The 25028-nt window shown below is 72.0% G+C and carries 25 protein-coding genes; 20 read left to right on the top strand and 5 right to left on the bottom strand.

Going from position 1 to position 25028, the window contains the following annotated elements; genetic code table 11:
• The first annotated feature begins 354 nt into the window (after positions 1 to 354).
• From rpsB to QDS12_RS22150, 6 genes are all read left to right on the top strand, one after another.
• A complete protein-coding gene (rpsB, locus tag QDS12_RS22175; RefSeq protein ID WP_279883230.1) occupies positions 355 to 1338 on the top strand; it encodes a 30S ribosomal protein S2 in 984 nt (327 codons plus the stop codon).
• Between the two features lie 39 nt (positions 1339 to 1377).
• The gene (gene tsf, locus QDS12_RS22170) at positions 1378 to 2187 is read left to right on the top strand and encodes a translation elongation factor Ts (protein WP_279883228.1); all 810 of its coding nucleotides are present in this window, start codon (positions 1378 to 1380) and stop codon (positions 2185 to 2187) included.
• A gap of 125 nt (positions 2188 to 2312) precedes the next feature.
• Entirely contained in the window at positions 2313 to 3026 is a 714-nt protein-coding gene (pyrH, locus tag QDS12_RS22165) for a UMP kinase (RefSeq protein WP_279883226.1), read from the top strand.
• 43 nt (positions 3027 to 3069) lie between these two features.
• The gene (gene frr / locus QDS12_RS22160) at positions 3070 to 3624 is read left to right on the top strand and encodes a ribosome recycling factor (protein ID WP_279883523.1); all 555 of its coding nucleotides are present in this window, start codon (positions 3070 to 3072) and stop codon (positions 3622 to 3624) included.
• 32 nt (positions 3625 to 3656) lie between these two features.
• Positions 3657 to 4559 carry a phosphatidate cytidylyltransferase gene (locus QDS12_RS22155; protein ID WP_279883224.1) on the top strand — a complete coding sequence of 301 codons (903 nt, stop codon included), beginning with the start codon at positions 3657 to 3659 and terminating at the stop codon, positions 4557 to 4559.
• A 92-nt stretch (positions 4560 to 4651) separates the two neighbouring features.
• A complete protein-coding gene (locus tag QDS12_RS22150; RefSeq protein WP_279883222.1) occupies positions 4652 to 5017 on the top strand; it encodes a hypothetical protein in 366 nt (121 codons plus the stop codon).
• A gap of 7 nt (positions 5018 to 5024) precedes the next feature.
• On the opposite strand, the gene QDS12_RS22145 is transcribed toward QDS12_RS22150, so the two are convergent.
• On the bottom strand, positions 5025 to 5738 hold the full coding sequence (locus QDS12_RS22145) for a hypothetical protein (RefSeq protein ID WP_279883220.1): 714 nt from the start codon (positions 5736 to 5738) through the stop codon (positions 5025 to 5027).
• A 144-nt stretch (positions 5739 to 5882) separates the two neighbouring features.
• Between QDS12_RS22145 and QDS12_RS22140 the strand changes: the two genes are divergently transcribed.
• The 4 genes from QDS12_RS22140 (at position 5883) to rlmN (ending at position 11978) form a co-directional block, all read left to right on the top strand.
• Entirely contained in the window at positions 5883 to 7085 is a 1203-nt protein-coding gene (locus QDS12_RS22140; RefSeq protein ID WP_279883218.1) for a HupE/UreJ family protein, read from the top strand.
• A 117-nt stretch (positions 7086 to 7202) separates the two neighbouring features.
• Entirely contained in the window at positions 7203 to 9050 is a 1848-nt protein-coding gene (locus QDS12_RS22135) for a metallophosphoesterase family protein (RefSeq protein ID WP_279883216.1), read from the top strand.
• Between the two features lie 202 nt (positions 9051 to 9252).
• The gene (gene phoA / locus QDS12_RS22130; protein ID WP_279883214.1) at positions 9253 to 10770 is read left to right on the top strand and encodes an alkaline phosphatase; all 1518 of its coding nucleotides are present in this window, start codon (positions 9253 to 9255) and stop codon (positions 10768 to 10770) included.
• Positions 10771 to 10853: 83 nt separating this feature from the next.
• The gene (gene rlmN / locus QDS12_RS22125; RefSeq protein WP_279883213.1) at positions 10854 to 11978 is read left to right on the top strand and encodes a 23S rRNA (adenine(2503)-C(2))-methyltransferase RlmN; all 1125 of its coding nucleotides are present in this window, start codon (positions 10854 to 10856) and stop codon (positions 11976 to 11978) included.
• A gap of 4 nt (positions 11979 to 11982) precedes the next feature.
• On the opposite strand, the gene QDS12_RS22120 is transcribed toward rlmN, so the two are convergent.
• Together QDS12_RS22120 and QDS12_RS22115 are read right to left on the bottom strand one after the other, a co-directional pair.
• Complete coding sequence (locus QDS12_RS22120; RefSeq protein WP_279883211.1) at positions 11983 to 12381, bottom strand: hypothetical protein; 399 nt, start codon at positions 12379 to 12381, stop codon at positions 11983 to 11985.
• Positions 12378 to 14513: a CDP-alcohol phosphatidyltransferase family protein gene (locus tag QDS12_RS22115; protein WP_279883209.1), complete on the bottom strand. Its 2136-nt coding sequence runs from the start codon at positions 14511 to 14513 to the stop codon at positions 12378 to 12380. The genes QDS12_RS22120 and QDS12_RS22115 overlap by 4 nt, the downstream gene beginning before the upstream one ends.
• Positions 14514 to 14599: 86 nt before the next feature.
• Between QDS12_RS22115 and QDS12_RS22110 the strand changes: the two genes are divergently transcribed.
• The 10 genes from QDS12_RS22110 to QDS12_RS22065 all read left to right on the top strand — a co-directional run bounded on the left by QDS12_RS22110 (position 14600) and on the right by QDS12_RS22065 (position 23008).
• Positions 14600 to 15580, top strand: coding sequence for a dehydrogenase (locus QDS12_RS22110; RefSeq protein WP_279883207.1), 981 nt, complete (start codon positions 14600 to 14602; stop codon positions 15578 to 15580).
• A gap of 10 nt (positions 15581 to 15590) precedes the next feature.
• Entirely contained in the window at positions 15591 to 15971 is a 381-nt protein-coding gene (locus tag QDS12_RS22105; RefSeq protein ID WP_279883205.1) for a 6-carboxytetrahydropterin synthase, read from the top strand.
• Complete coding sequence (locus QDS12_RS22100) at positions 15968 to 16990, top strand: glycosyltransferase family 4 protein (RefSeq protein ID WP_279883203.1); 1023 nt, start codon at positions 15968 to 15970, stop codon at positions 16988 to 16990. Before QDS12_RS22105 ends, QDS12_RS22100 begins: the two co-directional genes overlap by 4 nt.
• Entirely contained in the window at positions 16987 to 17856 is an 870-nt protein-coding gene (locus tag QDS12_RS22095) for a lysylphosphatidylglycerol synthase transmembrane domain-containing protein (protein WP_279883201.1), read from the top strand. The genes QDS12_RS22100 and QDS12_RS22095 overlap by 4 nt, the downstream gene beginning before the upstream one ends.
• Positions 17849 to 18568 carry a dihydrofolate reductase family protein gene (locus QDS12_RS22090; protein WP_279883199.1) on the top strand — a complete coding sequence of 240 codons (720 nt, stop codon included), beginning with the start codon at positions 17849 to 17851 and terminating at the stop codon, positions 18566 to 18568. Before QDS12_RS22095 ends, QDS12_RS22090 begins: the two co-directional genes overlap by 8 nt.
• A gap of 3 nt (positions 18569 to 18571) precedes the next feature.
• The gene (gene ribA / locus QDS12_RS22085; RefSeq protein ID WP_279883197.1) at positions 18572 to 19186 is read left to right on the top strand and encodes a GTP cyclohydrolase II; all 615 of its coding nucleotides are present in this window, start codon (positions 18572 to 18574) and stop codon (positions 19184 to 19186) included.
• A gap of 83 nt (positions 19187 to 19269) precedes the next feature.
• Entirely contained in the window at positions 19270 to 19758 is a 489-nt protein-coding gene (locus tag QDS12_RS22080; protein ID WP_279883195.1) for a hypothetical protein, read from the top strand.
• A 7-nt stretch (positions 19759 to 19765) separates the two neighbouring features.
• Positions 19766 to 21121, top strand: coding sequence for a sensor histidine kinase (locus QDS12_RS22075; protein WP_279883193.1), 1356 nt, complete (start codon positions 19766 to 19768; stop codon positions 21119 to 21121).
• A complete protein-coding gene (locus QDS12_RS22070) occupies positions 21118 to 21747 on the top strand; it encodes a response regulator transcription factor (protein WP_279883191.1) in 630 nt (209 codons plus the stop codon). Before QDS12_RS22075 ends, QDS12_RS22070 begins: the two co-directional genes overlap by 4 nt.
• 82 nt (positions 21748 to 21829) lie before the next feature.
• On the top strand, positions 21830 to 23008 hold the full coding sequence (locus QDS12_RS22065) for a glycosyltransferase family 1 protein (RefSeq protein ID WP_279883189.1): 1179 nt from the start codon (positions 21830 to 21832) through the stop codon (positions 23006 to 23008).
• A 15-nt stretch (positions 23009 to 23023) separates the two neighbouring features.
• Here QDS12_RS22065 and QDS12_RS22060 read toward each other — a convergent pair whose 3' ends face one another.
• Together QDS12_RS22060 and QDS12_RS22055 are read right to left on the bottom strand one after the other, a co-directional pair.
• The gene (locus QDS12_RS22060; protein ID WP_279883187.1) at positions 23024 to 23935 is read right to left on the bottom strand and encodes an LOG family protein; all 912 of its coding nucleotides are present in this window, start codon (positions 23933 to 23935) and stop codon (positions 23024 to 23026) included.
• Between the two features lie 109 nt (positions 23936 to 24044).
• A complete protein-coding gene (locus QDS12_RS22055) occupies positions 24045 to 24896 on the bottom strand; it encodes an RIO1 family regulatory kinase/ATPase (protein WP_279883185.1) in 852 nt (283 codons plus the stop codon).
• Positions 24897 to 25028: the final 132 nt, after the last annotated feature.

Genomic DNA, 25028 nt, shown 5'->3' with positions numbered 1-25028 from the left:
TCGCCGTACGACCTGGGGAGAACCACCGCGCGCCGGCCGCTTGTGGACGACAACCGGCCCACTGCGCAGATTCGCCCCGCAGGGGTGAGCCGACTAGTCTTGACCGTGCAACCCGTATGGGTTGACTTCGCACGTCCACAGACCGCGACGGCACTCGACTCCTGAGCGCCGACCGCCCGTGGGCGCGTCCCTCAGTCCCGAGCGATCGGGTCGGGGTGCGCGTGGACGTCAGGGCCCGGCTGAACACGAACCGGGCAGCAACTGAAAACCGACCGGAGCCGCCTCCGGCCCGTCCTCGACAGACGCAAGGACGGGTGCGACGGAGCGCGGCCCCACCACAAGGAGAGAACCATCATGGCAGTCGTGACCATGCGCCAGCTCCTCGAGAGCGGCGTCCACTTCGGACACCAGACCCGTCGCTGGAACCCGAAGATGAAGCGCTTCATCATGACCGAGCGCAACGGCATCTACATCATCGACCTGCAGCAGTCGCTGGCCTACATCGACCGCTCCTACGCCTTCATCAAGGAGACCGTCGCCAAGGGCGGCGTCATCCTGTTCGTCGGTACCAAGAAGCAGGCGCAGGAGGCGATCCAGGAGCAGGCGACCCGCGTCGGCATGCCCTTCGTCAACCAGCGCTGGCTCGGCGGCATGCTCACCAACTTCTCGACGGTGCACCAGCGGATCAACCGCCTCAAGGAGCTCGAGGAGGTCAACTTCGACGACGTGGCCGGTTCCGGCCGCACGAAGAAGGAGCTCCTCCAGATGAAGCGCGAGAAGGACAAGCTGGAGAAGACCCTCGGTGGTCTGCGCGACCTCGGTCGCACGCCCAGCGCCGTCTGGATCGTCGACACGAAGAAGGAGCACCTCGCCGTCGAGGAGGCTCGTAAGCTCAGGATCCCGGTCATCGGCATCCTGGACACCAACTGCGACCCCGACGAGGTCGACTTCCCGATCCCGGGCAACGACGACGCCATCCGCGCCGTCGGCCTGCTGACCCGCGTGGTCGCCGACGCCGTGGCCGAGGGCCTCATCGCCCGCTCCGGTGGCAAGGCCGCCGAGGGCAGCGAGCAGGCTGAGCCGCTGGCCGAGTGGGAGCGCGAGCTCCTCGGGGGCGCCGAGGGCGCCGAGGCTCCGGCCGCCGAGGCGACCAGCACCGAGGCCAGCACCGAGGCCAGCACCGAGGCTCCGGCCGCCGAGGCGACCAGCACCGAGGCCAGCACCGAGGCCAGCACCGAGGCTCCGGCCGCCGAGGCTGACACCGAGGCCACCGAGGCCACCGAGGCCAGCACCGAGGCTCCGGCCGAGGCCAGCACCGAGGCTCCGGCCGAGGCCTGACCCACTCCCGCACACCGACGTACTTCAAGAGGAAGACACATGGCTTACACCGCAGCCGACGTCAAGAAGCTCCGTGAGCTGACGCAGGCCGGCATGATGGACTGCAAGAAGGCGCTCGACGAGGCGGACGGCGACTTCGACAAGGCCGTCGAGATCCTCCGCGTCAAGGGTACGGCCAAGGCCGCCGCCCGCGCCGCCGAGCGTGAGGCGTCCGCCGGTCTCGTCGCCGCCTCGGGCAACGCGCTGATCAGCCTGAAGGCCGAGACGGACTTCGTCGCCAAGAACGACGCGTTCATCAACGCCGCCCAGGCGATCGCGGACGCCGCGAACGCCAGCAAGGTCGGCGACGCGGAGGCCCTCAAGGCCGTCTCGCTCGGCGACAAGACGGTCGGCGAGACCGTCGAGGAGCTCGCCCGCACCATCGGCGAGAAGATCGAGCTCGGCGAGGTCGCCTACTTCGACGGCAACACGACCGTCTACCTGCACAAGAAGGCGTCCGACCTGCCCCCGACCCTCGGCGTGCTCGTCGAGTTCGAGGGCGACGAGGCCGCGGCGAAGCAGGCTGCTCAGCAGGCTGCGGCTCTCAAGGCGCAGTTCCTCACCAGCGACGAGGTCCCGGCCGACGTCGTCGCGGCCGAGAAGGACGTCCTGACCAAGAAGACGCTGGAGGAGGGCAAGCCGGAGGCTGCCGTCGCCAAGATCGTCGAGGGTCGCATCGGCGCCTTCTTCAAGGAGATCGTGCTCCTCGACCAGGAGTCGGTCTTCGAGGCCAAGAAGTCTGTCAAGCAGGTGCTCGACGCCGCCAACACCACCGTGACCCGGTTCGCCCGGTTCGAGGTCGGTGCCTGATCCTCGCGATCAGATAGGTTTCACCAGACGTACGACGAGGAGGCCGGCCCGATGACACAGCAACTGTTCATCGGGCCGGCCTCCTCGCGCGTCCAGCAACGGTTCCACCACGGAAAGGTCACCGCGTGACGGGGTACAAGCGGGTTCTCCTCAAGCTCTCGGGCGAGGTCTTCGGCGGCGGCAAGGTCGGGGTCGACCCCGATGTCGTCCAGGGCGTCGCGAAGGAGATCGCGGCCGTCGTCCAAGCGGGCGTGCAGGTCGCCGTCGTCACCGGGGGCGGCAACTTCTTCCGAGGCGCGGAGCTGCAGAACCGCGGCATGGACCGCGCCCGCGCTGACTACATGGGCATGCTCGGCATCGTCATGAACTGCCTGGCGCTCCAGGACTTCCTCGAGAAGATGGGCGTCGACACCCGCGTCCAGACCGCCATCACGATGGGCCAGGTCGCCGAGCCCTACATCCCGCGGCGCGCGATCCGGCACCTCGAGAAGGGTCGTGTCGTCATCTTCGGTGCCGGCATGGGGCTGCCGTTCTTCTCGACCGACACGGTCGCCGTGCAGCGCGCGCTGGAGAGCAAGTGCGACGTCGTCCTGGTCGCCAAGAACGGCGTCGACGGGGTCTACTCCGCGGACCCGAAGAAGGACCCGACCGCCGTCAAGTACGACGAGCTGACCTACGGCGAGGCCATCGCCCAGGGCCTGCGGATCATGGACCAGACGGCGTTCGCGCTCTGCGGCGAGAACAAGCTGCCGATGGTGGTGTTCGGCATGGAGCCCGAGGGCAACATCCTGCGCGTCGTGCAGGGTGAGAAGATTGGCACCCTGGTCAGCGCAGGCTGACGTCCCCGCGGCCAGCGAAGATCTCAACGAAGGAGCACCGGTGATCAACGACACCCTCAACGAGGCCGACGACAAGATGAACAAGTCGGTCGAGGCGACCCGCGAGGACTTCGCGACCCTGCGCGCCGGCCGCGTGACGCCCGCGGTCTTCAACAAGCTGACCGTTGAGTACTACGGGACGCCCACGCCGATCCAGCAGCTGGCCACCTTCACCAGCCCGGAGCCGCGCATCATCGTGATCGCCCCGTTCGACGCCTCGGCCATGCCGAACATCGAGAAGGCGATCCGCGACAGCGACCTCGGCGTGAACCCGTCCAACGACGGCCGCGTGCTCCGCGCCGTGTTCCCGGAGCTGACCGAGGAGCGCCGCAAGGAGTACATCAAGCAGGCACGCGAGAAGGCCGAGGGTGGCCGCGTCGCGGTCCGGCAGGTCCGTCAGAAGGCCAAGCAGGCCCTCGAGAAGCTCGAGAAGGACGGCGAGATCGGCAAGGACGACCTCACCGGTGCCGAGAAGCGGCTCGACGGGATGACCAAGAAGCACACCGACGCCATCGACGACCTGCTCAAGCACAAGGAGGCCGAGCTGCTCGAGGTCTGACCTCGAGCACCGGAGTCCCCACGATGACCGACATGTCTGTGCCGGCTCCCGCCTCCGACCCGCCCGGGAAGGGCGGGCCCCCTGCCGGGGGAGCAAAGGACCACGGCCGCGCCGGGCGGGACCTCAAGGCGGCGATCACGTCCGCCGTCGTCCTGCTCGCCGCCGTCGCGCTCTCGCTCTTCATCTGGAAGAGCCTGTTCATCCTCATCGTGGCGGCCGCCGTCGTGGTCGCCACGTGGGAGTTGCGCAAGGGACTCCTGGCCAAGGACATCGACCTGCCCGAGCAGCCGCTGATGATCGGCGGCGTCGTGATGGTCGTCGTCGCGTACGCGTGGGGCGCCGACGCGCTCGTGACGGCCACGGCGGTCGCAGCGCTCGTCACCATGCTCTGGCTGCTGCGCCGCGGCGTCGACGGCTACGTCAAGACCGCGACGGCGTCGGTCTTCACCCTGGTCTACGTACCGTTCCTCGGGTCCTTCGTCGCGCTGATGCTCGCCGAGGGCGGCACCTGGGACGAGACCGGGATCGACGACGGCGTGAAGGGCATCATCACGTTCGTCCTGGTCACGATCGCCTCCGACATCGGCGGGTACGTCGCGGGCGTGCTCTTCGGCCGGCACCCGATGGCCCCGGTCATCTCGCCGAAGAAGTCCTGGGAGGGCTTCGCAGGCTCGACCCTGTTCACGATCGTCGCCGGCGTGCTGCTGGTCGTCTTCCTCTTCGACGCCGACTGGTGGATCGGCGTCGCCCTCGGTCTGATCGCGGTCGTGATGGCCACCCTCGGCGACCTCTGCGAGTCCGTCATGAAGCGCGACCTCGGGGTCAAGGACATGAGCCAGGTCATTCCCGGACACGGCGGCCTGATGGACCGGCTGGACTCGCTGCTCGCCACGATCGCCCCGATCTGGCTGCTGCTGCACTACGCCGTCTTCTAGGCGGCCCCGGGTGTCCGCGGAGCGGATGTCCCTCATCCGGCGCGACGGCGGCGTTATGGTCGAGGGGCACATCCTCGATGTGAGGGGGTCTGATGATCCAGCTCCGACCGAACACCGCCGTCGAAGGCGGGATGGACATGTCCGAGAACGACGGTCCTGACTGGTGGCATCGCGACCATCCGGTGTTCACGCCGCTGTCCGGGTTCTTCTCGGGGCTGGCCTTCACGCTGGTCGTCCCGGGTCTCTTCGCCGCGCTGCTGGAGTCCTTCCTCGCCCAGCACACGGTGACCGACCTCTTCCCGGTCGTCCTGGTCGCCCTCGTGGTGCCGATCGTGCTGGTGGCCCGTCGGCAGAGCCGGCGCTTCGGGCTCTACTTCGTGCTCGGCATGGTCGCGACCGCCCTCGTGGTGGTGGGCGTCGGCGCGCTGGTCGTGTGGATCCTGACCTCGACCGCCTGAGCCGCGCTCAGTCGACCTGGACGACGTACCCCGCGTAGCCGCGGAGCACCGCGGCGACGCCGGCGTCGAGGGCCCGACGAGCCCGCTCGACGGTGAAGGTCGAGACGTCGGCGCGCGCGCTTCCCGAACCACCTCCGCGCGCCGCCGTCCCCTTCCAGACCGCAGCCGTGACGTTGTAGGTCGGCTCCGCCAGCTCCGCGCCGAGGAGCAGGAACTTCTGCTGGGTCCAGCTCGCGGTCACGAGCGCCAGCGGGTCCGCGAGCGCGTCGCCGGCGCTGATGACGAGGTCGGGGTGCAGGTCGATCGCCTTCTGGATCGCCGCCACATAGCTCCCCGGGTCGTGGGCGGGCACGAGCGCGAGTCCGACGTGGTGGGCGGCCGCCCACGCCTTCACCGCCGTGGCGAGGTGGCGAGCGGCGGGGGAGTCGTCGGTCGAGAGGAGGGCAGCCGTGTAGCCGTCCGGAACCTGCACGCTCGACCACGAGTCGGGGCTCGGCGTCATGGTGCCGCCGGGGGGCGGTGGCGCGGTCGGCGTCACGAAGCCGGGACCGAGAGTGCCGGTGCCCTCCGCCGGCCGCACCGGGCCGCCGTCGGCGCCGACGATCGACGGAGACGGGCTCGGCGGGGGTGCGTCCTGCTCGTCGGCGGACGACGACGAGCAGGCCGTCGCGAGGGCGAGGACGGCGGCTGCGACGACGCAGCCGGAAACGCGGGGGAGCACTGAACGGCCTCTCCGGAGATGGGATCTGCGGCGCTCTGTCTACCCGACCGGGTCGAGCCGTTCCAACGCGGTCGACGGCTTTCCGGAGGAGTTCGCCGAGACGTCCCCGTTCGTTCACCCGCTGCCGACACCCTCCGCACTGCCATGCGAAAGATCCCCGCGCTCCTCGCGCCGCTCGCCGTCCTGCTGTTCCTCGCTCTTCCGCTCTCGCGGGCCGACGCGCACGGGTTCTCGTCCGTCGTGTACGCCGACGTCACGGCACCCGCGATGGGCCACGTCCGCGTGGACCTCGGTCTCGAGTACGACCTGCTGCTCTACTCGGTCGCGGACGCCGAGCGCGACGATCCCCTCGTCAAGGAGGGACAGCCCGCGTGGGATGCGGCCGACCTCGCGGGCCAGGCGAAGGCGATCAACGACCACGCCGACTCGGTGCTGTCCTACGTCGAGAAGCGCTTCGGGGTGAGCAGTGACGGCGCCGCCTGTACGCCGACCCCGGACGGGGACTTCACGGTCGAGCTGCGTGACGTCCCCTATGCGCACGTCGTCCTCGACTACCGCTGCAGCGATGCCGCCCGCGCGCACGAGATCCACAGCACGCTCTTCCCCGACGACGAAGGCTACGTGACAGGCACGAAGACCATCGCCACCTACGACCTCGACTTCGTGGACGGCAGCGCGGCCCTCGACGGCTCACGGACGTCCTTCTCGACCGACCAGTCGACCGCGGAGCGGTTCTGGGAGTTCTTCAAGCTCGGCTGCGAGCACCTCCTCACCGGGATCGACCACATCCTCTTCCTCGTCGCCCTCATCGCCGGGTCCCGGCGCCTCCGCGAGATCGTCCTGGCCGCGACGACCTTCACCCTGGCCCACTCCGTGACGCTGCTCTTCGCCGCGCTCGGCCTCGTCACCGTCCCGGCACGCGTCGTCGAGCCGATCATCGCGCTGTCGATCGCGTTCGTCGCCGGGTGGCACCTCCTGCGGCTGTGGCTCAAGCGCGGTCATGCGATCGACCTCGACACCACAAGCAGGAGCCACTTCGCCCTCGACCGCGCGGGCTGGACCCGGCTGGCCGTCGTCTTCTGCTTCGGCCTGATCCACGGTCTCGGCTTCGCCGGTGCTCTCGGCATCCAGCAGGCGTGGTCGTGGACGCTCCTGTGGTCGCTGCTCGTGTTCAACCTCGGCATCGAGGCCGTGCAGCTCGGCCTCATCGTGGCCCTGTTCCCCATGCTGGCCCTCCTGCGGCGCCACAAGTCGGCGATTCCCAGCGTGGTGGTGACCGGCGGGATCGCCGCGGTGGTGACCGTGTTCGGCCTGGTCTGGTTCGTCCAGCGGGTCGCCGCGGGCTGAGCGTTCCCTGAGTGGCACCTGAGTGAACGCGTCCCGTTCACCGGTGCGTCACCGGGTGCCGAAACGGTGAGCCGTCCTGTCCCACTCTTCCCTCGGATCCGAAAGGGAATCGCTTCGATGAAGCTGCTCAACACCCGCCGGCGCGCTGCCGCCGGCATCGCGACCGTCTCGCTGACGGCCGCCGCCCTCGCGGGCACCGTCGTCGTGACGGGCGCCAACGGCGCCGACCCGACCACGTTCAGCGGTGTCGTTCTCGGCGTCGGCGCCGACGAGACGGCGCGCACCGTGGCCTGGTACTCCTCGGCCACGCCCACCGGTGCGACCGTCGAGCTGTCGACGACCAGCGACTTCGCGACGACGAAGACGTTCGACGCGACGGTCGCGTCCAACGTGACCAGCGACGCCGCGACCGGCAACGCGCTGACCAGCGCGAACGGCAAGGCGACCCTCACGGGTCTGCAGCCCAGCACCAAGTACTACTACCGGATCAAGACGGCCGACGGCGCCAAGTCGGCGTACTACACCTTCAAGACCGGCACGTTCGGCAACGGCGGCTACCAGTTCCTGTTCTTCGGCGACCCGCAGATCGGCTCGTCCGGCGACCCCGTCCTCGACGGCGACGGCTGGCAGTACACCCTGGACCAGACGAAGATCCACAGCCCGAAGGCCGAGCTCTACGTCTCCGGTGGCGACCAGGTCAACACGGCCAACAACGAGACCGAGTGGACCCAGTTCCTCCGTCCGTCCGAGCTCCGCTCCATCCCGTGGGCGGCGACGATCGGCAACCACGACGTGTCCGGCTACGCCTACGAGCAGCACTTCGCGCTGCCGTCGACGATCGACCGCAGCGACCCGCTCTACACCAACGCCGCGAAGAAGGGCCCGGCGGCGGATGCCGTCTCCGGAGGCGACTACTTCTTCACCTACAAGGGCGTCCTGTTCATCGACCTCAACTCGAACGCCTACTCCGCGACCACCAACTCGGACCCGGCCCACGTCGAGTTCGTGCGGAACACGATCACCCGGCAGAAGGCGGCCGACCCGGACATCAAGCACGTCGTGCTGGTCTACCACCACGCGATCTACTCGCCGGCCGACCACGCCAACGACACTGACAACATCCAGCGCCGCACCGACTTCACGAAGTCGTTCTCGGACCTGGGCGTCGACCTGGTCCTGCAGGGCCACGACCACTCCTACTCGCGCTCCTACGCGATCAAGGGTTCGGCGGAGTCCCCGAGCGGTGCGAAGGCGAACGCCGCCGAGCAGCCCGGCCAGACCACCGTCGTCGAGGGTCCGGGCGGCGTCATCTACGTGACCGCCAACTCGGCCTCGGGGTCGAAGTTCTACGACCTGACGGAGCCGGACGCGACCAAGGGCGGCTACGGCGCCGACACCCTCAAGGGCGGACCCGAGACCAAGGGGCACACGCGTCACTGGGCGAACTCGGTCGAGAACCAGGAGCACGTCCCGACCTACATCGAGGTGAGCGTCACCGACAAGGGCCTCACGGTCAAGAACGTCCGGTCCGGCGACGGCGACAGCCCGAACGCGGCCGTCCAGCGCGGCAACGTCACCGGCATCGGCCCGAACCTCGCCGGCACGCCGGCCCCCATCGGCTCGCTGGTCGACCAGGTCCACATCTACCGCAGCCAGGCCGACGTCCCGGTCGTGAAGCCGCCGACGAAGCCGACCGTGCACCTCGTCGGCGCCGCGCCCAAGGTCAACGGCACGGCGCGCGTCGGCAAGCGACTCACCGTCACAGCGGGTCACTGGACCGCGGGCACGAAGCTGACCTACCAGTGGCTGGCCGACGGCAAGCCGATCAAGGGTGCCACCGGCACGTCGCTGAAGCTGACCAAGAAGCTCAAGGGCAAGAAGGTCTCCGTCCGCGTGACCGGCTCGCTCGCCGGCGCCGTCCCGTCCTCGCTCGTCAAGACCAGCGGGGTCAAGAAGGTCAAGTGACACCTGCGCTCTGCGCACGCGGGCCCCGGAGCCGACGGCTCCGGGGCCCGCTTTCCTCGTTCCCCCAGGTGGGGGACGCCGCGACGACTGGTCGGTGCCTGTTCACCTGCGGTTAACGACGCGAGGGGGCAGCCGGCGCGCCGGGGTTCTTAGTTTCAGGTGTGCCTGGGACCGTCCCGGGACCCGAGTGAAAGAAGCCACGATGCCCCGCAACCTCGCCAGCCCGCGCCGTCTCCGCGTGCTCGCCGGCGTTGCCGCTCTCGCTGTCGCCAGCACCGGAGCCGCGTACGCCGCCAACCTCACCGCGCCAGGTGGCACCAACCGCCACCACGGCGACCAGACCGCCGAGGTCGACGCCCAGATCAAGTACGGCAAGGCGAAGAACGTCATCCTCTTCATCGGTGACGGCATGGGTGACTCCGAGATCACCATCGCCCGCAACTACCTCGCCGGTGCCGCCGGCACCCTCAAGGGCATCGACAGCCTCCCGCTCACCGGCCAGTACACGACGTACGCGCTGCACAAGAAGGACGACCCGCTCTCGCCGGGCGACGACACCGGCAAGCCCGACTACGTCACCGACTCGGCCGCTTCCGGCACCGGTTGGGCCACCGGCGTCAAGAGCTACAACGGCGCCATCAGCGTCGGGCTGGACGGTACGACGACCCACCAGACCCTGCTGGAGTGGGCGAAGACGCGCGGCCTGAAGACGGGCGACGTCACCACGGCGGAGATCCAGGACGCCACCCCGGCGGTGCAGTACGCCCACGTCGCCGACCGCGGGTGCTACACCCCCGCCGGCCAGACCGTCACGGTCGACGGCCGATCCCAGAAGAAGGACACGACCAACTGCCCGGGCCAGACGTCCATCGAGGAGCAGCTCCTCGCGGCGCGTCCCGACGTCACCCTCGGCGGCGGTCGCGGCTGGTTCGACGCGGTCGCCGGCAACGGCCGGTCGGTGCTCCAGAACGCCGAGGACAGCGGGTTCCAGGTGGTGGAGGACAAGGGCACCCTGACCGGCGTACGGTCGGCCGACCAGCGCAAGCCCCTCCTCGGCCTGTTCGCGTCGGGCAACATGCAGACGCGCTACAAGGCCACGCCCGCCACGGCGACCGGCTACTCGAAGCCCGCCGCCACCTGCCGGACCAACGACACCGCGCCCGACGGCTCGGCGGTCACCTGGCCGGGGACCCAGCCGACGCTGGCGGACATGACCGACAAGGCCATCAAGCTCCTCGACAACAAGAAGGGCTTCTTCCTCCAGGTCGAGGGCGCCTCGATCGACAAGCAGGACCACGCGGCCAACGCCTGCGGCCAGATCGGCGAGACCCAGGACCTCGACGAGGCCGTCCAGGTCGGCATGGAGTTCGCGAAGAAGCACGGCGACACGCTCGTGCTCGTGACGGCCGACCACGCCCACACCAGCCAGATCATCAACGCCGCTGACATCAGCGCGGCTTCCCCGAGCACGATCCCGCTGGCGGGCACCTACAACCTGCTCACGCACGACGGCACGACCATGACCGTCGCCTACGGCACCGCGCAGCTCAACGGCTCCCAGCAGCACACCGGGACCCAGCTGCGGCTGGCCGGCTACGGCCCGGGTGCGGCCAACGTGGTCGGCCTGTCCGACCAGACCGACATGTTCAACACGATCAAGGGGGCGCTCAGCGGCAGCGGCCTCGACAGGGGCCACGGGGGAGGACGTCACCGCCACTGACGCGAACGGCCCCGGGGGACCGGACCCCGGGGCCGTCGCTCGTTTCGGGGAACCGACCCCTCGGGTGGGACACTGGGACCCTCATGTCCGAGCCGAAGCCCCTTCCCCTCGTCTTCGACGCCCCGCGCGGCCGCGCCAAGCCGCCGCGGCACCTTGCCGACCTCACGCTCGCCGAGCGGGTCGAGGCCGCCAAGCAGGCCGGTCTGCCGGGCTTCCGGGCCAAGCAGATGTCGGTGCACTACTTCGAGCGGCTCGTGCACGACCCGGCCGAGATGACCGACCTGCCCGCCGCCCAGCGGGAGGAGCTCGTCGGCACCTTCCTGCCTGACCTGATGACGCCGATCCGGACGCTCGAGGCCGACGGCGGGACCACCCGCAAGACACTGTGGAAGCTGTTCGACGGCGCGCTCGTCGAGTCGGTGCTGATGCGCTACACGGACCGCGCCACCATCTGCATCTCCTCCCAGGCCGGCTGCGGCATGGCCTGCCCGTTCTGTGCCACCGGCCAGGGCGGCCTGCAGCGGAACATGTCGACCGCCGAGATCGTGCACCAGGTCGTCGTCGGCGCCCGCGCGATGGCGTCGGGCGAGGTGCCCGGCGGCCGCGGCCGGCTCTCCAACGTGGTGTTCATGGGCATGGGCGAGCCGTTGGCCAACTGGAAGGCCGTCATCGGAGCCGTACGCCGGCTGACGTCTCCCACACCGGACGGGCTCGGCCTCAGCGCCCGTCACGTGACCGTCTCGACGGTCGGCCTGGTGCCGCGGATCAAGCAGCTCGCGACCGAGGGCATCCCCGTCACGCTGGCGCTCAGCCTGCACGCGCCCGACGACGAGCTGCGCAACGAGCTGGTGCCGATCAACACCCGCTTCAGCGTGGCCGAGACGGTCGAGGCGGCGTGGGAGTACGCCCGCACCACCAAGCGCCGGGTGTCGATCGAGTACGCCATGATGCGCGACATCAACGACCAGGCCTGGCGGGCCGACCTGCTGGCCGACGTCCTCAACTCCTACGGTGACTGGGGCTGGGTGCACGTCAACCTGATCCCGCTCAACCCGACGCCCGGCTCCAAGTGGACGGCCTCCGACCCGGCCGACGAGCGCGAGTTCGTGCGCCGGCTCGAGGCGAAGGGCATCCCGACCACCGTCCGCGACACCCGCGGTCGGGAGATCGACGGCGCCTGCGGGCAGCTGGCCGCGACCGAGGTCTAGGGCCTCACAGCGCGCGCGAGTGCGGGGCCGGCGTACGTCGGTCGGTCGTGACGTAGCCCTCGGTGAGCAGGCCGACCGCGCCCGTGACGATCGCGACCGCCTCGGCGATGAACGCGGCCCACACGTAGCCGCCCTGCCAGTGCTCGTGCACGCCGTAGAGGCCCGCGGTCGCCGAGATGATGAATGCGCCCATGGTGGACGCGCCGAAGCCGAGCGCCAGGAACAGCGGCACCCAGCTGTGCCGCCACGCGAGCAGCAGCACCGCGATGACGACGCCGGCCACGGCGTTGACCATGAACGCCGGTCCGACCATGTGCTCGTGCTTGACGCCGTCGGCCCAGAGCCGTAGGTGGACGAACGCCGAGACGAGCACGGCGAGCGCTGCGATGATGCGGATCCTCATGGTTCTCTCCGTTCGATGGGGTCACCGCTGTAGGCGGCGAGGAACCGGTCGCGGAACGCGTCCATCCGCCAGACGGGCGCCTCCGGGGACGGGTGCAGCCCGTCCTGCCAGTGCCAGTCGTCGATCGACGCGAGCACCCGCGGGTCCTGCGCGATGACGCTGACCGGCACGTCGTGACCGGGGCGGGACCCGGTCACGTAGCTGTGCGGCTGGTGGTCGCCGAGCACCACCAGGACGAGGTTCGGGTCGGGGTGGCGGGTCAGCCAGGAGACGAGGGACTGCCAGCTGTACTCGATCGACTGCCCGTAGGCGGCGCGGACCTTGTCGGGGTCGCGGAAGACCTGGTCGGGGGAGTCGCCCTGGGCAGGCATCCCGTCGAACACCGAGCCGTCACCCACCGAGGCCCACGGGACGAGCCGCGGCAGCGGCGCCCACGGGTGGTGGCTGGAGACGAGGTCGATCTCGGCCATCACCGGCCGGCGTGAGCCGGGCGTGAGCTCGTTGCGCTGCAGCGCGGCGAGGGTGAACTGGTCAGGCATGGTCGCATAGCTGAACCGTGGTCCCCGGTAGCCCACGTCGTGGGCGTCGTAGAGCTTGTCGAACCCGTAGAAGCGCCGGCCGTCTGCCCAGTCCTTCGTCACCGCAGGCACGTCGAAGACGGTGCGCCAACCGGCCTGCTCGAACGAGGACGTCAGGGTGTCGCGACGGGAGGTGAGCAGCTGGTCGTAGCGCTGCTGGCTGTCGACCCACAGTCCTGACTGCATCGTCGAGTGCGCGAGCCAGCTCGCCGCGCCGAAGGTCGGTGAGGTGAGGAACGCGCTGCGCGCTCCGTACCCGGCGTCGCGGAGCTGGGACGTGCCGCGGTCGAGGACGGTGTCGACCCCGGGGGAGTACGACGTCCCCTGCACGGCGACCCGGCCATAGCTCTCGACGAAGACGAGGAGCACGTCCTTGCCGCGCAGCCTGTCGAGCAGCCCGGCCGGCTGCTGCTCCTCGGTGGCGATCTGCTGCGAGAACACCTGCCGGTCCGCCAGGTCGCTCCTGACCCCGCCGACCTGGCTGGCGGCGAGCTGCGAGGTCTGCGCGGTCGCGAGCCCGGCGCCGGCGGCTGCGGAGAACGCGCCCACGATCCCGAGTGCCGCGACCAGCGACGTGCCGACCCGCCGGTGGCGGGCCGCGGCCGACGCGATCCGGGAGACCGCGCCGATCAGCAGCGCCGCCACCGCCGCGAGCAGCAGCACCGCCGCCACGACGACGCCGACGGCGGCCGGCGTACCGCTGGAGTCACGGACGACCCCGATCGCGGGCGCGAGGTAGTAGGAGTCGTTGAGCAGGTCGAAGCGCCGGTCGAGCACGGCGTAGAAGCCGACGTCGAGGGCCCTGACGAGCACCAGGAGGGTGAGCGCGACGCCGAGGACGACGTCCAGCGGTCGGCGCACGACCGCCGGCAGGACGACCGCGAGCAGGACGAGGACCAGGAGCTCGACCGGGACCCGCAGGAACGCGTGCGGGGAGAGGCCGTCGAGCCGGTCGGGCGCGACGAGCGCCAGCCACACGACCAGGACCGCCGCGACGGTGACCGCCGCCGCCGGCTTCCGCTCGGCCGGCCGGGCCCGCCACAGCTGGCGCACCTGGTGGCCGAAGGACTCGACGAGGAGCGCGAGGGACACGGCGAGCGCGACGAGGGCGACCCCGGGCGGCAGGACGTCGGCGGCGACGGCGGTGAGCACGATGCCCTGGATCGCCGCGACGACCTTCGCCCAGCGACGTGGGGGCGTCTCAGCACGCAGCCACGGCCAGCACCAGCCGGCGACGAGCAGCAGGTAGCGCGCGAGCCCGATGAGCACGGCCCACCACGCGACGGTCGAGGCGACGTACACGCTGAGCCCGAGCAGCAGGAACGCGTCGACCTCCATGTCGTAGCGCGCTCCCCACCGGGTGCAGGTGCGGGTCCGGCGGGCGACCTCGCCGTCGACGGCGTCGAGCGCCAAGGCCACGGAGGCCACCACCACGATCAGGCCCACGTTCGCAGGTGCGAGGAAGGAGCGGGCGACGAGCACCGCGACCAGGCAGGCGAGGCCCAGTCGGACCGACGTCACCGCGTCGGCCGGGCGGATCTGAACCGTCGGCATGTGACCTCCGTGTCTTGGGGTACGACTGGGGTACGACGCCCGGTCGGTTTCGGTTCACGATGTGTCTCGGACGAAGGACGGTTCCTATGACGGCGACGACGGCACGTGCGTTCGTGGTCGTGCGTCCCGGAACCGGCGAGATCCGGGAGGTCGCGCTGCCCGCGCCGGGACCCGGCGACGTGCTGGTGCGCACCCTCCACAGCGGGATCAGCCGGGGCACCGAGACCCTCGTCTTCCGGGGCGAGGTGCCCGAGGACCAGCGGGAGCGGATGCGGGCGCCCTTCCAGACCGGCGACCTGCCCGGACCGGTGGCCTACGGCTACCTCAACGTCGGCGTCGTCGAGGCCGGCCCGCCCGAGCTGCTCGGCCGCACGGTCTTCTGCCTGCACCCGCACCAGACGGCGTACGTGGTCCCGGCCGACGCCGTCGTCCCCGTGCCGGACGGCGTGCCGGCGCGGCGGGCGGTGCTCGCCGGGACCGTCGAGACGGCGGTGAACGCGCTCTGGGACGCGGCGCCGCTCGTCGGCGACCGCGTGGCCGTCATCGGCGCCGGCATGGTCGGTTGCTGCGTGGCGCGTCTGCTCGCCGGCATCCCGGGTATCGAGGTGACGCTGGTCGACATCGACAAGGAGCGTGCCGTGACGGCGCATGCCCTCGGGGTCGGCTTCGCCACCCCGGCCGACGCCGAGGGCGAGCGTGACCTCGTCGTGCACACCAGCGCCAGTGGGGAGGGGCTGCAGGTCGCGGTGGACCTGCTCGCCGACGAGGGCACCGTGCTCGAGATGAGCTGGTACGGCGACCGGGCGGTCCAGGTCGGCCTGGGCGGCGCGTTCCACTCCCGGCGGCTGCGCATCGTCGCCAGCCAGGTCGGGTCCGTCGCGCGGGCGCGCCGCTCGCGCCGCACCACGACCGACCGCCTCGCGCTCGCGCTCTCACTGCTGCGCGACGAGGCGTTCGACCTGCTGCTCACCGACCGCTCGCCGTTCGAGGAGCTCCCCGCCGTCCTGGCCGCGCTCGCGGCCGGCCGGCCCGCCCTGTGCCACACCGTCGACTACCCGGAGGCCTGACGTGTTCACCGTGACCGTTCGCGACCGCATCATGATCGCCCACAGCCTGGCCGGGGACGAGTTCGGCCCGGCGCAGCGGCTGCACGGAGCGACGTACGTCGTCGAGGCGGGGTTCCGCGGCGAGGCACTCGACGACGCGGGGGTGCTGGTCGACATCGGGAAGGCCGCGAGCGAGCTCCGCACCGTGCTGGCCGACCTCGACTACCGCAACCTCGACGAGTCGCCGGCGTTCGCCGGCCGCAACAGCACGACCGAGGTGATCGCCCAGGTCGTCGGCGACGCGCTCGCCGACCGCGTCCGGGCGGGAGCGCTCGGTACCGGGATCGCGTCGCTGGTCGTCACGCTGCGCGAGTCCGACGTCGCCTGGGTGTCCTACGAGGCGGTGCCATGAGGATCCTGCACCTGGTGACGCCGGCGGGGATCGACGACACCGAACGTCCGAGCGGTGGGAACGTCTACGACCGCCGGGTCGCCGACGGGCTCACCGCGCTCCGCTGGCGCGTGGTCGAGCACCCCGTCGCCGGGCCCTGGCCGTGGCCGGACGAGCTCGCGACGAGACGGCTGGTCGACGCGCTCCGGGCCGTCCCGGACGGCGAGGCCGTGCTCGTCGACGGACTGGTCGCATCCGCCTCGCCCGACGTGCTCGTGCCGGCGAGTCGGCGGCTCGCGCTCGGGATCCTCGTCCACCTCCCGCTCGGCGTCGACGCCCCCGGGGCCCGGGCGGTCGAGCGGGAGGTCCTGCAGGCGGCACGGACCGTGGTCGCCACCAGCGCGTGGACCCGGCACTGGCTGCGCAGCCAGTACGGCCTCACCGCCGTGGCCACGGCGGCTCCAGGCGTCGACCCGGCGCCGGTCGCCGCGGGCTCGGAGAGCGGCGGGGCGCTGCTCTGCGTCGGCCGGGTCTGCCGCGCCAAGGGCTACGACGTCCTGGCCGCCGCGCTCGAGACGCTCACCGACCTCACCTGGACCTGCGACTGGGTCGGCCCGGTCGATGCAGGCCTCGACGACAGTGCCCTGAGCCTCGTCACCCGCGTCGGCCCGATGTCGACCGCGGAGCTCGCGGCGCGGTACGCCGCCGCCGACCTCGTCGTGCTGCCCTCCCGAGGCGAGACCTACGGGATGGTGCTGACCGAGGCCCTCGCCCGCGGCGTGCCGGTGCTCGCCTCCGACGTCGGCGGCGTCCGCGAGGCCGTCGGCACGACCTCCGACGGACAGCTGCCTGGTCTGCTCGTGCAGCCCGGCGACCCACACGCCCTGGCGACCGCGCTGCGGGTCTGGCTGACCGACCCCGACTTCCGGGCGACGCTGCGCGTCTCGGCCCTCGACCGGCGTACCTCGCTCACGGGCTGGGACGAGACCGCGGCCCGCGTCGCCGACGCCCTGCCGGCCCCGATCGGAGTACGCCGATGAGCACCGGTGCCTGGCTGAAGCCGGCCGCCGGCGCGCTGGTCGTCGGCGTGCTCCTCGCCAGGTTCGGCGCCGACCCGGTCGTGCGCGGGCTGCGCACGGCTGACGGGCCGCTCCTCGCGATCGCGCTCGCGCTGACCGCGGCGGCGACCGCCTGCTGCGCCTGGCGCTGGCGGGCCGTCGCGACCGCGCTCGACGCCCGGATCGGGTTCGGGCCGGCGTACGTGTCCATCTACGGTGCGCAGTTCCTCAACGCCACCCTGCCGGCCGGGGTGCTCGGCGACGTGCACCGTGCCGTCGAGCACGGGCGCCGCGTCGACAGCACCGGCCGCGCCGTGCGCAGCGTCTTCTGGGAGCGCACGCTCGGACTGGCCGTGCAGGCAGCGGTCACCGTCGCGGTGGTCGTCCTGGTCCCGAGCGGGCTGCGGACGGCGGCGGTCGTCGTCGGCCTCGGGGCGGTGGCCCTGGCGCTGGTCGGACTGCGCTGGGCGCGTCGCGACGTCGCCGCCATCCTCCGCCGCCCCAGGGTCGCGCTCATCGTCGTCGCCACCTCGCTCGGCGTCGCGGCCTGCCACACGGCCGTCCTGCTCACCGCCATGGCCGCCGCCGGGGTCGACCTGCCGGCGGGGCAGGCGCTCGCCCTCGCGCTGGCCGTCCTGCTCGGCTCGACGGTGCCGACCAGCCTGGCCGGATGGGGGCCGCGGGAGGGCGCCGCGGCCTGGGCCTTCATGGCGGTCGGTCTGCCCGCCTCGGACGGGCTCGCGGTGTCGGTGGCCTACGGCGTGGCGGCGCTGGTGGCGACGCTGCCGGGTGCGCTCGTGTTGCTGGTCGGGCGCCTGGCGCCACGAAGGGAGGCGACGGTTGGCTGACCGCCCCTACGTGCTGCTGAGCTGCTGCGTCTCTCTCGACGGCTGTCTCGACGACTGCTCGGAGTGCCGGCTCGTGCTCTCCAACGAGGCCGACCTCGACCGCGTGGACGCGGTCCGGGCGGGCTGCGACGCGATCCTGGTCGGCGCCGGGACGGTCCGGGCCGACGACCCGCGCCTGCTGGTCCGCGACGCCGCCCGGCGCGAGGAGCGACGACGGCGCGGCCGCCCCGAGCACCCGCTCAAGGTGACCGTCACCGAGGGCGGCAAGCTCGACCCGCAGGCGCGGTTCTTCACCACGGGCGACGGGCCCAAGCTCGTCTACTGCGCCTCGGGCTGCCTTCCCGACGTGGGTGCGGCGGTGGGGGAGCGGGCCGTGCTCGTCGACGCCGGTCCGACGGTCTCCATGCGTGGGGTGGCCGAGGACCTCCACCGCCGAGGCGTACGACGGCTGCTGGTCGAGGGCGGAGCGAGCGTGCTCACCCAGTTCCTCGACGAGGGCGTCGCCGACGAGCTGCAGCTCGCCGTGGCCCCGTTGCTGGTCGGAGACCCGCAGGCGCCGCGCCTGCTCGGGCCGTCGGGCCGCCCGCCCGGCCGGGCCCGCCTGGTCGACGTGGAGCAGGTCGGCGACGTCGTGGTGCTCCGCTACGCCCTGTCCGGGCGGTACGGGGAGCGCGTCGGCGTCACCGTCGAGGAACGGATCGAGGAGGAGTGAGGCGTGCCAGAGGCGAGCATCAGGAACCAGGTGAGGCTTCCCGTCCGGCTCCCGGACGGCCGGGTGGTCACCGGGCGGCTGTTCAGCTTCGACGGCCTCGTCGACGGCCGCGAGCACGTCGCGCTCGGGCTGGGTGACCGGTCCGGCCCGCCGAGCACCGGCCCGGCCGGCGTACCCCTGGTCAGGTTGCACAGCGAGTGCCTCACCGGGGACGTGCTGGGCAGTCGCCGCTGCGACTGCGGCCCCCAGCTCGACGACTCGCTCGACCTGCTCGGCACGGAGGGTGGCTACCTGCTCTACCTCCGGCAGGAGGGCCGGGGCATCGGCCTCTACGCGAAGATCGACGCCTACACGCTGCAGGACACGGGCATCGACACCTTCGACGCCAACCTCGCGCTCGGCTATCCCGAGGACGCCCGCGACTACACGGTCGCCGCCCAGATGCTGCGCGCGCTCGGGGTCGGCGAGATCCGGTTGCTCAGCAACAACCCCGACAAGACCGCGCAGCTGACGCGGCTCGGCATCCGGGTCGCCGAGCAGGTGCCGATGACGGTGCACCTCACGCCGACGAACCAGGACTACCTCGCGGCCAAGGAGGCCCGGAGCCGTGAGTACTAGTACCAAGGTCCGATGGTGGACCGACCGGGGTGACGGCCACGGTGGGGGTGTCAGCACGAAGCCATCCACCTCTAGGAGCCCCGATGATCATCAAGGCAGCACTCGGCGCCCTCGCCCTGGTGGTCGCCGGCGTCCCGGCGGCCCTCGGCCTGTTCGGCAACGCGTCCTTCACGCGGCAGGTCCCCGCCGAGGACCCCACGACCCCACCGGCCGCCTCCGCCGCCTCCGCCGCCCCGGCTGCGTCGACTCCATCGACTCCGTCGACTCCGTCGACTCCGTCGACTCGGTCAACTCGGTCGGCGCCGTCGGCGGAGCCGACGGAGCGGGCAGCGACCGAACGCCGTACCGCTACACCCAGCGCCGAGCCCGGCGACGACCACGGTGGCCGACACGACCGCGACCGGCGCGTCGAGCCGGGTGACGACCGCGGGGCGCGTGAGGCCGAGCCCGGCGACGACCATGGCGGCCGGGAGGCCGAGCCGGGCGACGACAACGGCGGACACCGCTCCGGCCGGCACACGGGTCGCGGCTCCGACGATTCCGGTCACCGTGACGACCGCGGCCGACGATGATGGGGCGATGACGACGCAGGCGCAGGTCCCGTGGCTCGCGGTGTCGCGGCCACGGGACCCGTCCGACCACGGCGACGGCGGGCCGGTGAGGGTGCTCCTCCCGGTCGTCGTCGCCGCACTGGCGGTACTGGTGCTGGTCTCGGTGGTCGGGTCCTACGCCGCCCGCCACCTCGCCGAGCGCGAAGCGGTCAACGACGCCGCCAACACGACCGACCTGCTCGCCCGCGCGGTCGCCCAGCCGGCGCTCACCGACGGCATCCTGACGGGTGACCCGGCGGCGGCCGCGAAGCTGTCCGCGGCCCTCCACGACTACATGCCCGCCTCGTCCGTGATCCGGGTCAAGCTGTGGTCGCGCGACGGCGAGGTGGTGTGGTCGGACGAGCCGCGGCTGATCGGCGCGGTCTTCCCGCTCGGCGGTGAGGAGCGGGAGGTGCTCCAGCACCCCGCGACGCGTGCCGACGTGAGCGACCTCGACGAGCCCGAGAACCGCTACGAGCGCGGCAACGGTCGCCTCCTCGAGGTCTACCGGCCGGTCCGGACGCCCGACGGGACGCCGCTGCTGTTCGAGACCTACTCGCGCTATGACACGGTCACCGCGCGCAGCGGGCAGCTGTGGCGCGGCTTCGCCGGGGTCACCATCAGCAGCCTGCTGTTCTTCGCCGTCCTCCTGACGCCCCTGCTCTGGCGGCTGCTCGGACGGCTCCGGCGCGCCCAGCGCCAGCGCGAGGCCCTGCTCGAGAAGGCGGTGGACGCCTCCCAGGAGGAGCGCCGCCGGATCGCCGGCACCCTGCACGACGGCCCGGTGCAGGAGCTCGCGGCGACGTCGTACGCCGTCAGCGGCGCAGCCGCACGCCTCGCCGCCACCGGCGACACCGCCACCGCCACCGAGCTCGACCACGCGGCCGGCACCCTGCGCAGCAGCATCGGCAGCCTCCGGTCGTTGCTGGTCGACCTCCACCCACCCGGCCTGGAGACGGCCGGACTGCGCTCGGCGCTCGGCGACCTGGCTGCCGGCCTCCGGCCGCGCGGCATCCACGTCGACGTGGACGTGGACGACGAGCTCGCCCTGACGACCGAGCAGGAGCGGCTGGTCTACCGGGTCGCCCGCGAGTGCCTCCACAACGTACGCCGGCACGCCGCCGCGACCCGCGTCGCGCTCTCGCTCCGGCAGACCGCCGAGGGCGTCGTCCTCGAGGTGGCCGACGACGGTGTCGGCTTCGACCCGGCCCAGGTGCTGGCCGATCCGCCGCACGGACACCTCGGGCTGCGGGTGCTGGCCGACGTCGCGTCCGACGCCGGCGCCGACCTCGCCGTCGCCTCCGCCCCGGGGCTCGGCTGTGTCTGGAGGCTGCGACTGCCATGACCGCTCCCAGGACCCGGGTCGTCCTCGTCGACGACCACCCCCTCGTGCGCACCGGGATCCGGGCGCTCATCGACGCGACCGGCGACCTCGAGGTGGTCGCCGAGGCGGCCGACGGGCAGGCCGCCGTCGACGCGGTCTCGGCGCTGTCGGAGCAGCCGGACGTCGTACTCATGGACCTCTCGATGCCCGGTGTCGACGGCGTCGAGGCGACCCGCCGCCTGGTCGACGGCGGCGCGACCGCGGCCGTCGTCGTCCTCACCTCCTTCGCCGACCAGACCCGCGTCGCCGAGGCTCTCGAGGCGGGGGCCGTCGGCTACCTCCTCAAGGACAGCGAGCCGGCCGAGCTGCTCGCCGGAATCCGCTCGGCAGCCGCGGGCCACGCCCCGCTCGACCCGCGGGTCGCGCGGGCGCTGCTCCCGACCCGCACGTCGTCGCCCGGCGGCGACCTGAGCGACCGCGAGCGCGAGGTGCTCGCCCTCGTCGCGCAGGGGCTGGCGAACAAGCAGATCGCCAGCAGGCTCGGCATCGCCGAGCGGACGGTCAAGGTGCACCTCGGCAGCGTGTTCCGGCGCCTGGGCGTCGCCGACCGCACCAGCGCCGCCCTGTGGGCGCGCGAGCACCTGTGACCGCGCGCTGCTCACACGACATTCACCGACTCGTCAACCGAGCATGACGGCCCGTTGACGCCCGCCCGACACCGTCGGTGCCATGACGAACGTCATCGAGCTCCCGGTCGCCGGTGGAGCCGACGACCGGCTGCGTGTCCTGGTCGTCTCGGAGTCGTTCCTGCCGCAGGTCAACGGGGTCACGAACTCCGTCCGCCGGGTGCTCGAGCACCTCGAGGTCGACGGCCACGAGGCCGCGCTCGTCGCGCCGACCGGCCCCGCCGAGTACGCCGGCTTCCCGGTGCTCCGCGTGCGCGGTGCCAGCCTCCCGTTCTACAAGGACTTCCGCCTCGGTCTGGAGACGCGGCGCCGACTGCGCGCGATCATGCAGCGCTTCGGCCCGGACGTCGTGCACGTCGCGAGCCCCGCGACGCTGGGCTACCAAGCCCTCAAGGTCGCCGGCGAGCTCGGCATCCCCACCGTCGCGATCTACCAGACCGACCTGGTCGGCTTCGCCGCGCGCTATCCGATGCTCCACCGCACCGGCTGCACGCTCGCCGCGTCGGCCCTGACCCGGAAGATCCACCACCGCGCCGACCGCACGCTGGTCCCGTCGACCGCGAGCCTGGCCCAGCTCGAGGGCCTCGGCATCCAGCGCACGGCGCTGTGGCCACGCGGTGTCGACCTGACCGCGTTCGACCCCCGGCGCGTCGACTACGGCCTGCGCGCCCGGCTGGCCCCCGGGGGTCAGACGATCGTCGGGTACGTCGGCCGGCTGGCTCCCGAGAAGGAGCTCGGTCTGCTCGCCTCCCTGGCCCACGACGACCGCTACGCGCTGGTCGTCGTCGGAGGCGGTCCCGAGGAGGAGCGCCTGCGCGCGCTCCTCCCCGGGGCCCACTTCCTCGGGGTCCTCCACGGGGAGGAGCTCGGGGCGGCGTACGCCTCGCTGGACGTCTTCGTCCACACGGGTCGGCACGAGACGTTCTGCCAGTCCGCCCAGGAGGCGCTCGCCTCGGGCGTCCCGGTGGTCGCGCCGCGCTCCGGGGGACCGATCGACGTCGTCGACGACGGGGTCACGGGCTTCCTCTACGAGCCCGGCAGCGGGACCGACCTGGCCGCCTTCGTCGGCCGGCTGCGGGAGGACCCGCGGCTGCGCCGCCGGATGGGGCGCGACGCCCGCGCCGCCGTCGCCGGCCGCTCGTGGCAGGCCGTCAACGACACCCTCGTGGAGCACTACCGCGACGTCATCGGCGCGCGGATCGTCCGGACCCGAGCCGCCTGACCGCCGTCCGAGCGGTCAGGAGCGCCCGCCCGCGACCACCTCGGCGGCCTCCTCGACGGTGTCGACGAGGTGGACCCGGCCCTCCATCACGCGGCCCTTCGCGAGCGCCTGCAGCAGCGGCCACAGCGGCAGCTCCTCGGTCCAGTAGCGCGCGCCGAGCAGGATCATCGGCGCGACGGTCTCGGGTGTTGCGTAGTAGTTCTCGCAGGCGTCCTGGAACACCTCCTGCACCGTTCCCGCCGCACCGGGAAGGAAGACGATGCCGGCGTCGCACACCTCGAGCAGGATCGCCTCGCGGGTGGCGTTGCGGAAGTACTTCGCGATCGCGTCGCAGAACACGTTGGGCGGCTCGTGGCCGTAGAACCATGTCGGGATGCCGAGCGAGCGCTGCCTCGGGCGGTCCGTCACGCCGGCGCGCACGCCGAGCGCGAGGTCGGCCCAGTCCTGGACGGACGGCCGGAAGGTCGGGACGGCCCCGAGCCGTGCGACAGCGGCATCGACCGCTGAGACGTCGTACGACGTCAGCCAGGCGCCCAGGTTGGCCGCCTCCATCGTCCCGGGACCGCCGCCGGTCGTCACGACGTTGCTCTGCCCCAGCGCGTGCCCGAGCCGCGCGGCGGCGGCGTACGTCGGCTCGCCCCGCCGCACGTCGTGCCCGCCCATCACCCCGACCAGGTGCCGGCCCTCGATCCAGGCGTCGAGGGCCTCGTCGATCGCGAAGTCGTGCAGCGCCCGGATCCGCGCCGTCTCGCGGGTGTGCCGCTCGCGCGACCACGCGTAGGCCCGTGCATCCAGCGAGTCGGGGTAGTCCGCCGTGTCGTAGAGCTCCTCCGCCGTGTAGAGCGTCGTGCGCTCCGCGTCCACCGGCGCGTGCGGGACGGGCGCGGCGACGGGGACGGGCTGAGGACGGACACGGCGGCGGCTCACGACAGCCGAGACTAGGGCCCGGCCGCTCCGGAGCGGTGAGCCATCAACCGTTTGGTGCTGTCGGTCGGTTGATGGCTCACCGCTGGACGGGGCCGCCGACCCGGCCTCGTCAGAACGCCACGGCCATCAGCTCCCCGAACAGCGCGTGCTCGTCCACGTTCAGCCCTCGGGACGCGAACCACCGGCACACGTTGGTGCAGTCCCGGAGCAGGAAGTCCGCCCCGGCCGGGTTGGCGACCAGGTCGACCATCTGCGGCAGGTCGATGACGACGAGCCGCTCGTCGGCGGCGAGCACGTTGTAGGGCGACAGGTCACCGTGCACCAGACCCTGCTCGGTCAGCGTGACGAGCACGCCGCGCAGCTGCTCGAAGTAGGACGCGAGCAGCTCCGGGGACGGGCGGGTCTGCGCGAGCCGCGGGGCGGTCTCGCCGGCGACCTGGATCCACTCCATGAGGATCTCGGTCCCGTCGACCTGGACCGGGTAGGGGACCGGCAGGCCGAGCCCGTGACAACGCACGAGGGCCTCCCACTCGGCGTGCGCCCACTGTCCGGCGGCGACCGAGCGGCCGTAGGCGGACTTGCTGGCGACGGCCCGCATGTCGCGGGTGTTCCGGCTGCGGCGACCCTCGGTGTAGGACGTCGACCGGTGGAAGGTGCGGTGCTCCTCGCCGCGGTAGCGCTTGGCGACCATGACGACTGACTCGCCGACCAGGTCGGAGCCGGGCACGGCCCGTTCGAGGAGGAAGGCGTCGGCCTCCTTGCCGGTCTTGAGGATGCCGAGCTCGGTGTCGACCGCGGCCTGGGACGTCACGACCCAGTCGGGGCGCGGCTCCGGGCCGCGGCACAGCGGCTCGACGGCGAGCCAGGTCGACCAGCGGGAGCCGTTCTCGGCGAAGTTATCGTCGTCGAGTGCGACGAAGTCGAAGGTGAAGCTGGGGTCAAGCGTGAAGTCGGAAGACAAGGGTGCTCCGGTGAGAGTGAGAGGGACGGCGGGTGGGCAGGCCGACAACGACAGTCATCACGGCTACTCGCCTCCTCTCGGTCATCACCGGGCACGCGCCCGATCGCGGAACATCCTGCGGGGCGCCGGACC

This window comes from Nocardioides sp. CER19, assembly GCF_029846275.1.
In the GTDB taxonomy this organism is placed as follows: domain Bacteria; phylum Actinomycetota; class Actinomycetes; order Propionibacteriales; family Nocardioidaceae; genus Nocardioides.
This window is presented reverse-complemented; position numbering and strand designations above follow the sequence as displayed.

Bases quoted from the DNA above. Each gene is read 5' to 3' on its own strand.
- rpsB (WP_279883230.1), top strand. From the start codon at position 355: ATGGCAGTCGTGACCATGCGCCAGCTCCTCGAGAGCGGCGTCCACTTC.
- tsf (WP_279883228.1), top strand. From the start codon at position 1,378: ATGGCTTACACCGCAGCCGACGTCAAGAAGCTCCGTGAGCTGACGCAG.
- QDS12_RS22155 (WP_279883224.1), top strand. From the start codon at position 3,657: ATGTCTGTGCCGGCTCCCGCCTCCGACCCGCCCGGGAAGGGCGGGCCC.
- QDS12_RS22150 (WP_279883222.1), top strand. From the start codon at position 4,652: ATGATCCAGCTCCGACCGAACACCGCCGTCGAAGGCGGGATGGACATG.
- QDS12_RS22140 (WP_279883218.1), top strand. From the start codon at position 5,883: ATGCGAAAGATCCCCGCGCTCCTCGCGCCGCTCGCCGTCCTGCTGTTC.
- QDS12_RS22135 (WP_279883216.1), top strand. From the start codon at position 7,203: ATGAAGCTGCTCAACACCCGCCGGCGCGCTGCCGCCGGCATCGCGACC.
- phoA (WP_279883214.1), top strand. From the start codon at position 9,253: ATGCCCCGCAACCTCGCCAGCCCGCGCCGTCTCCGCGTGCTCGCCGGC.
- rlmN (WP_279883213.1), top strand. From the start codon at position 10,854: ATGTCCGAGCCGAAGCCCCTTCCCCTCGTCTTCGACGCCCCGCGCGGC.
- QDS12_RS22120 (WP_279883211.1), bottom strand. From the start codon at position 12,381: ATGAGGATCCGCATCATCGCAGCGCTCGCCGTGCTCGTCTCGGCGTTC.
- QDS12_RS22115 (WP_279883209.1), bottom strand. From the start codon at position 14,513: ATGCCGACGGTTCAGATCCGCCCGGCCGACGCGGTGACGTCGGTCCGA.
- QDS12_RS22110 (WP_279883207.1), top strand. From the start codon at position 14,600: ATGACGGCGACGACGGCACGTGCGTTCGTGGTCGTGCGTCCCGGAACC.
- QDS12_RS22100 (WP_279883203.1), top strand. From the start codon at position 15,968: ATGAGGATCCTGCACCTGGTGACGCCGGCGGGGATCGACGACACCGAA.
- QDS12_RS22095 (WP_279883201.1), top strand. From the start codon at position 16,987: ATGAGCACCGGTGCCTGGCTGAAGCCGGCCGCCGGCGCGCTGGTCGTC.
- QDS12_RS22080 (WP_279883195.1), top strand. From the start codon at position 19,270: ATGATCATCAAGGCAGCACTCGGCGCCCTCGCCCTGGTGGTCGCCGGC.
- QDS12_RS22075 (WP_279883193.1), top strand. From the start codon at position 19,766: ATGACGACGCAGGCGCAGGTCCCGTGGCTCGCGGTGTCGCGGCCACGG.
- QDS12_RS22070 (WP_279883191.1), top strand. From the start codon at position 21,118: ATGACCGCTCCCAGGACCCGGGTCGTCCTCGTCGACGACCACCCCCTC.
- QDS12_RS22065 (WP_279883189.1), top strand. From the start codon at position 21,830: ATGACGAACGTCATCGAGCTCCCGGTCGCCGGTGGAGCCGACGACCGG.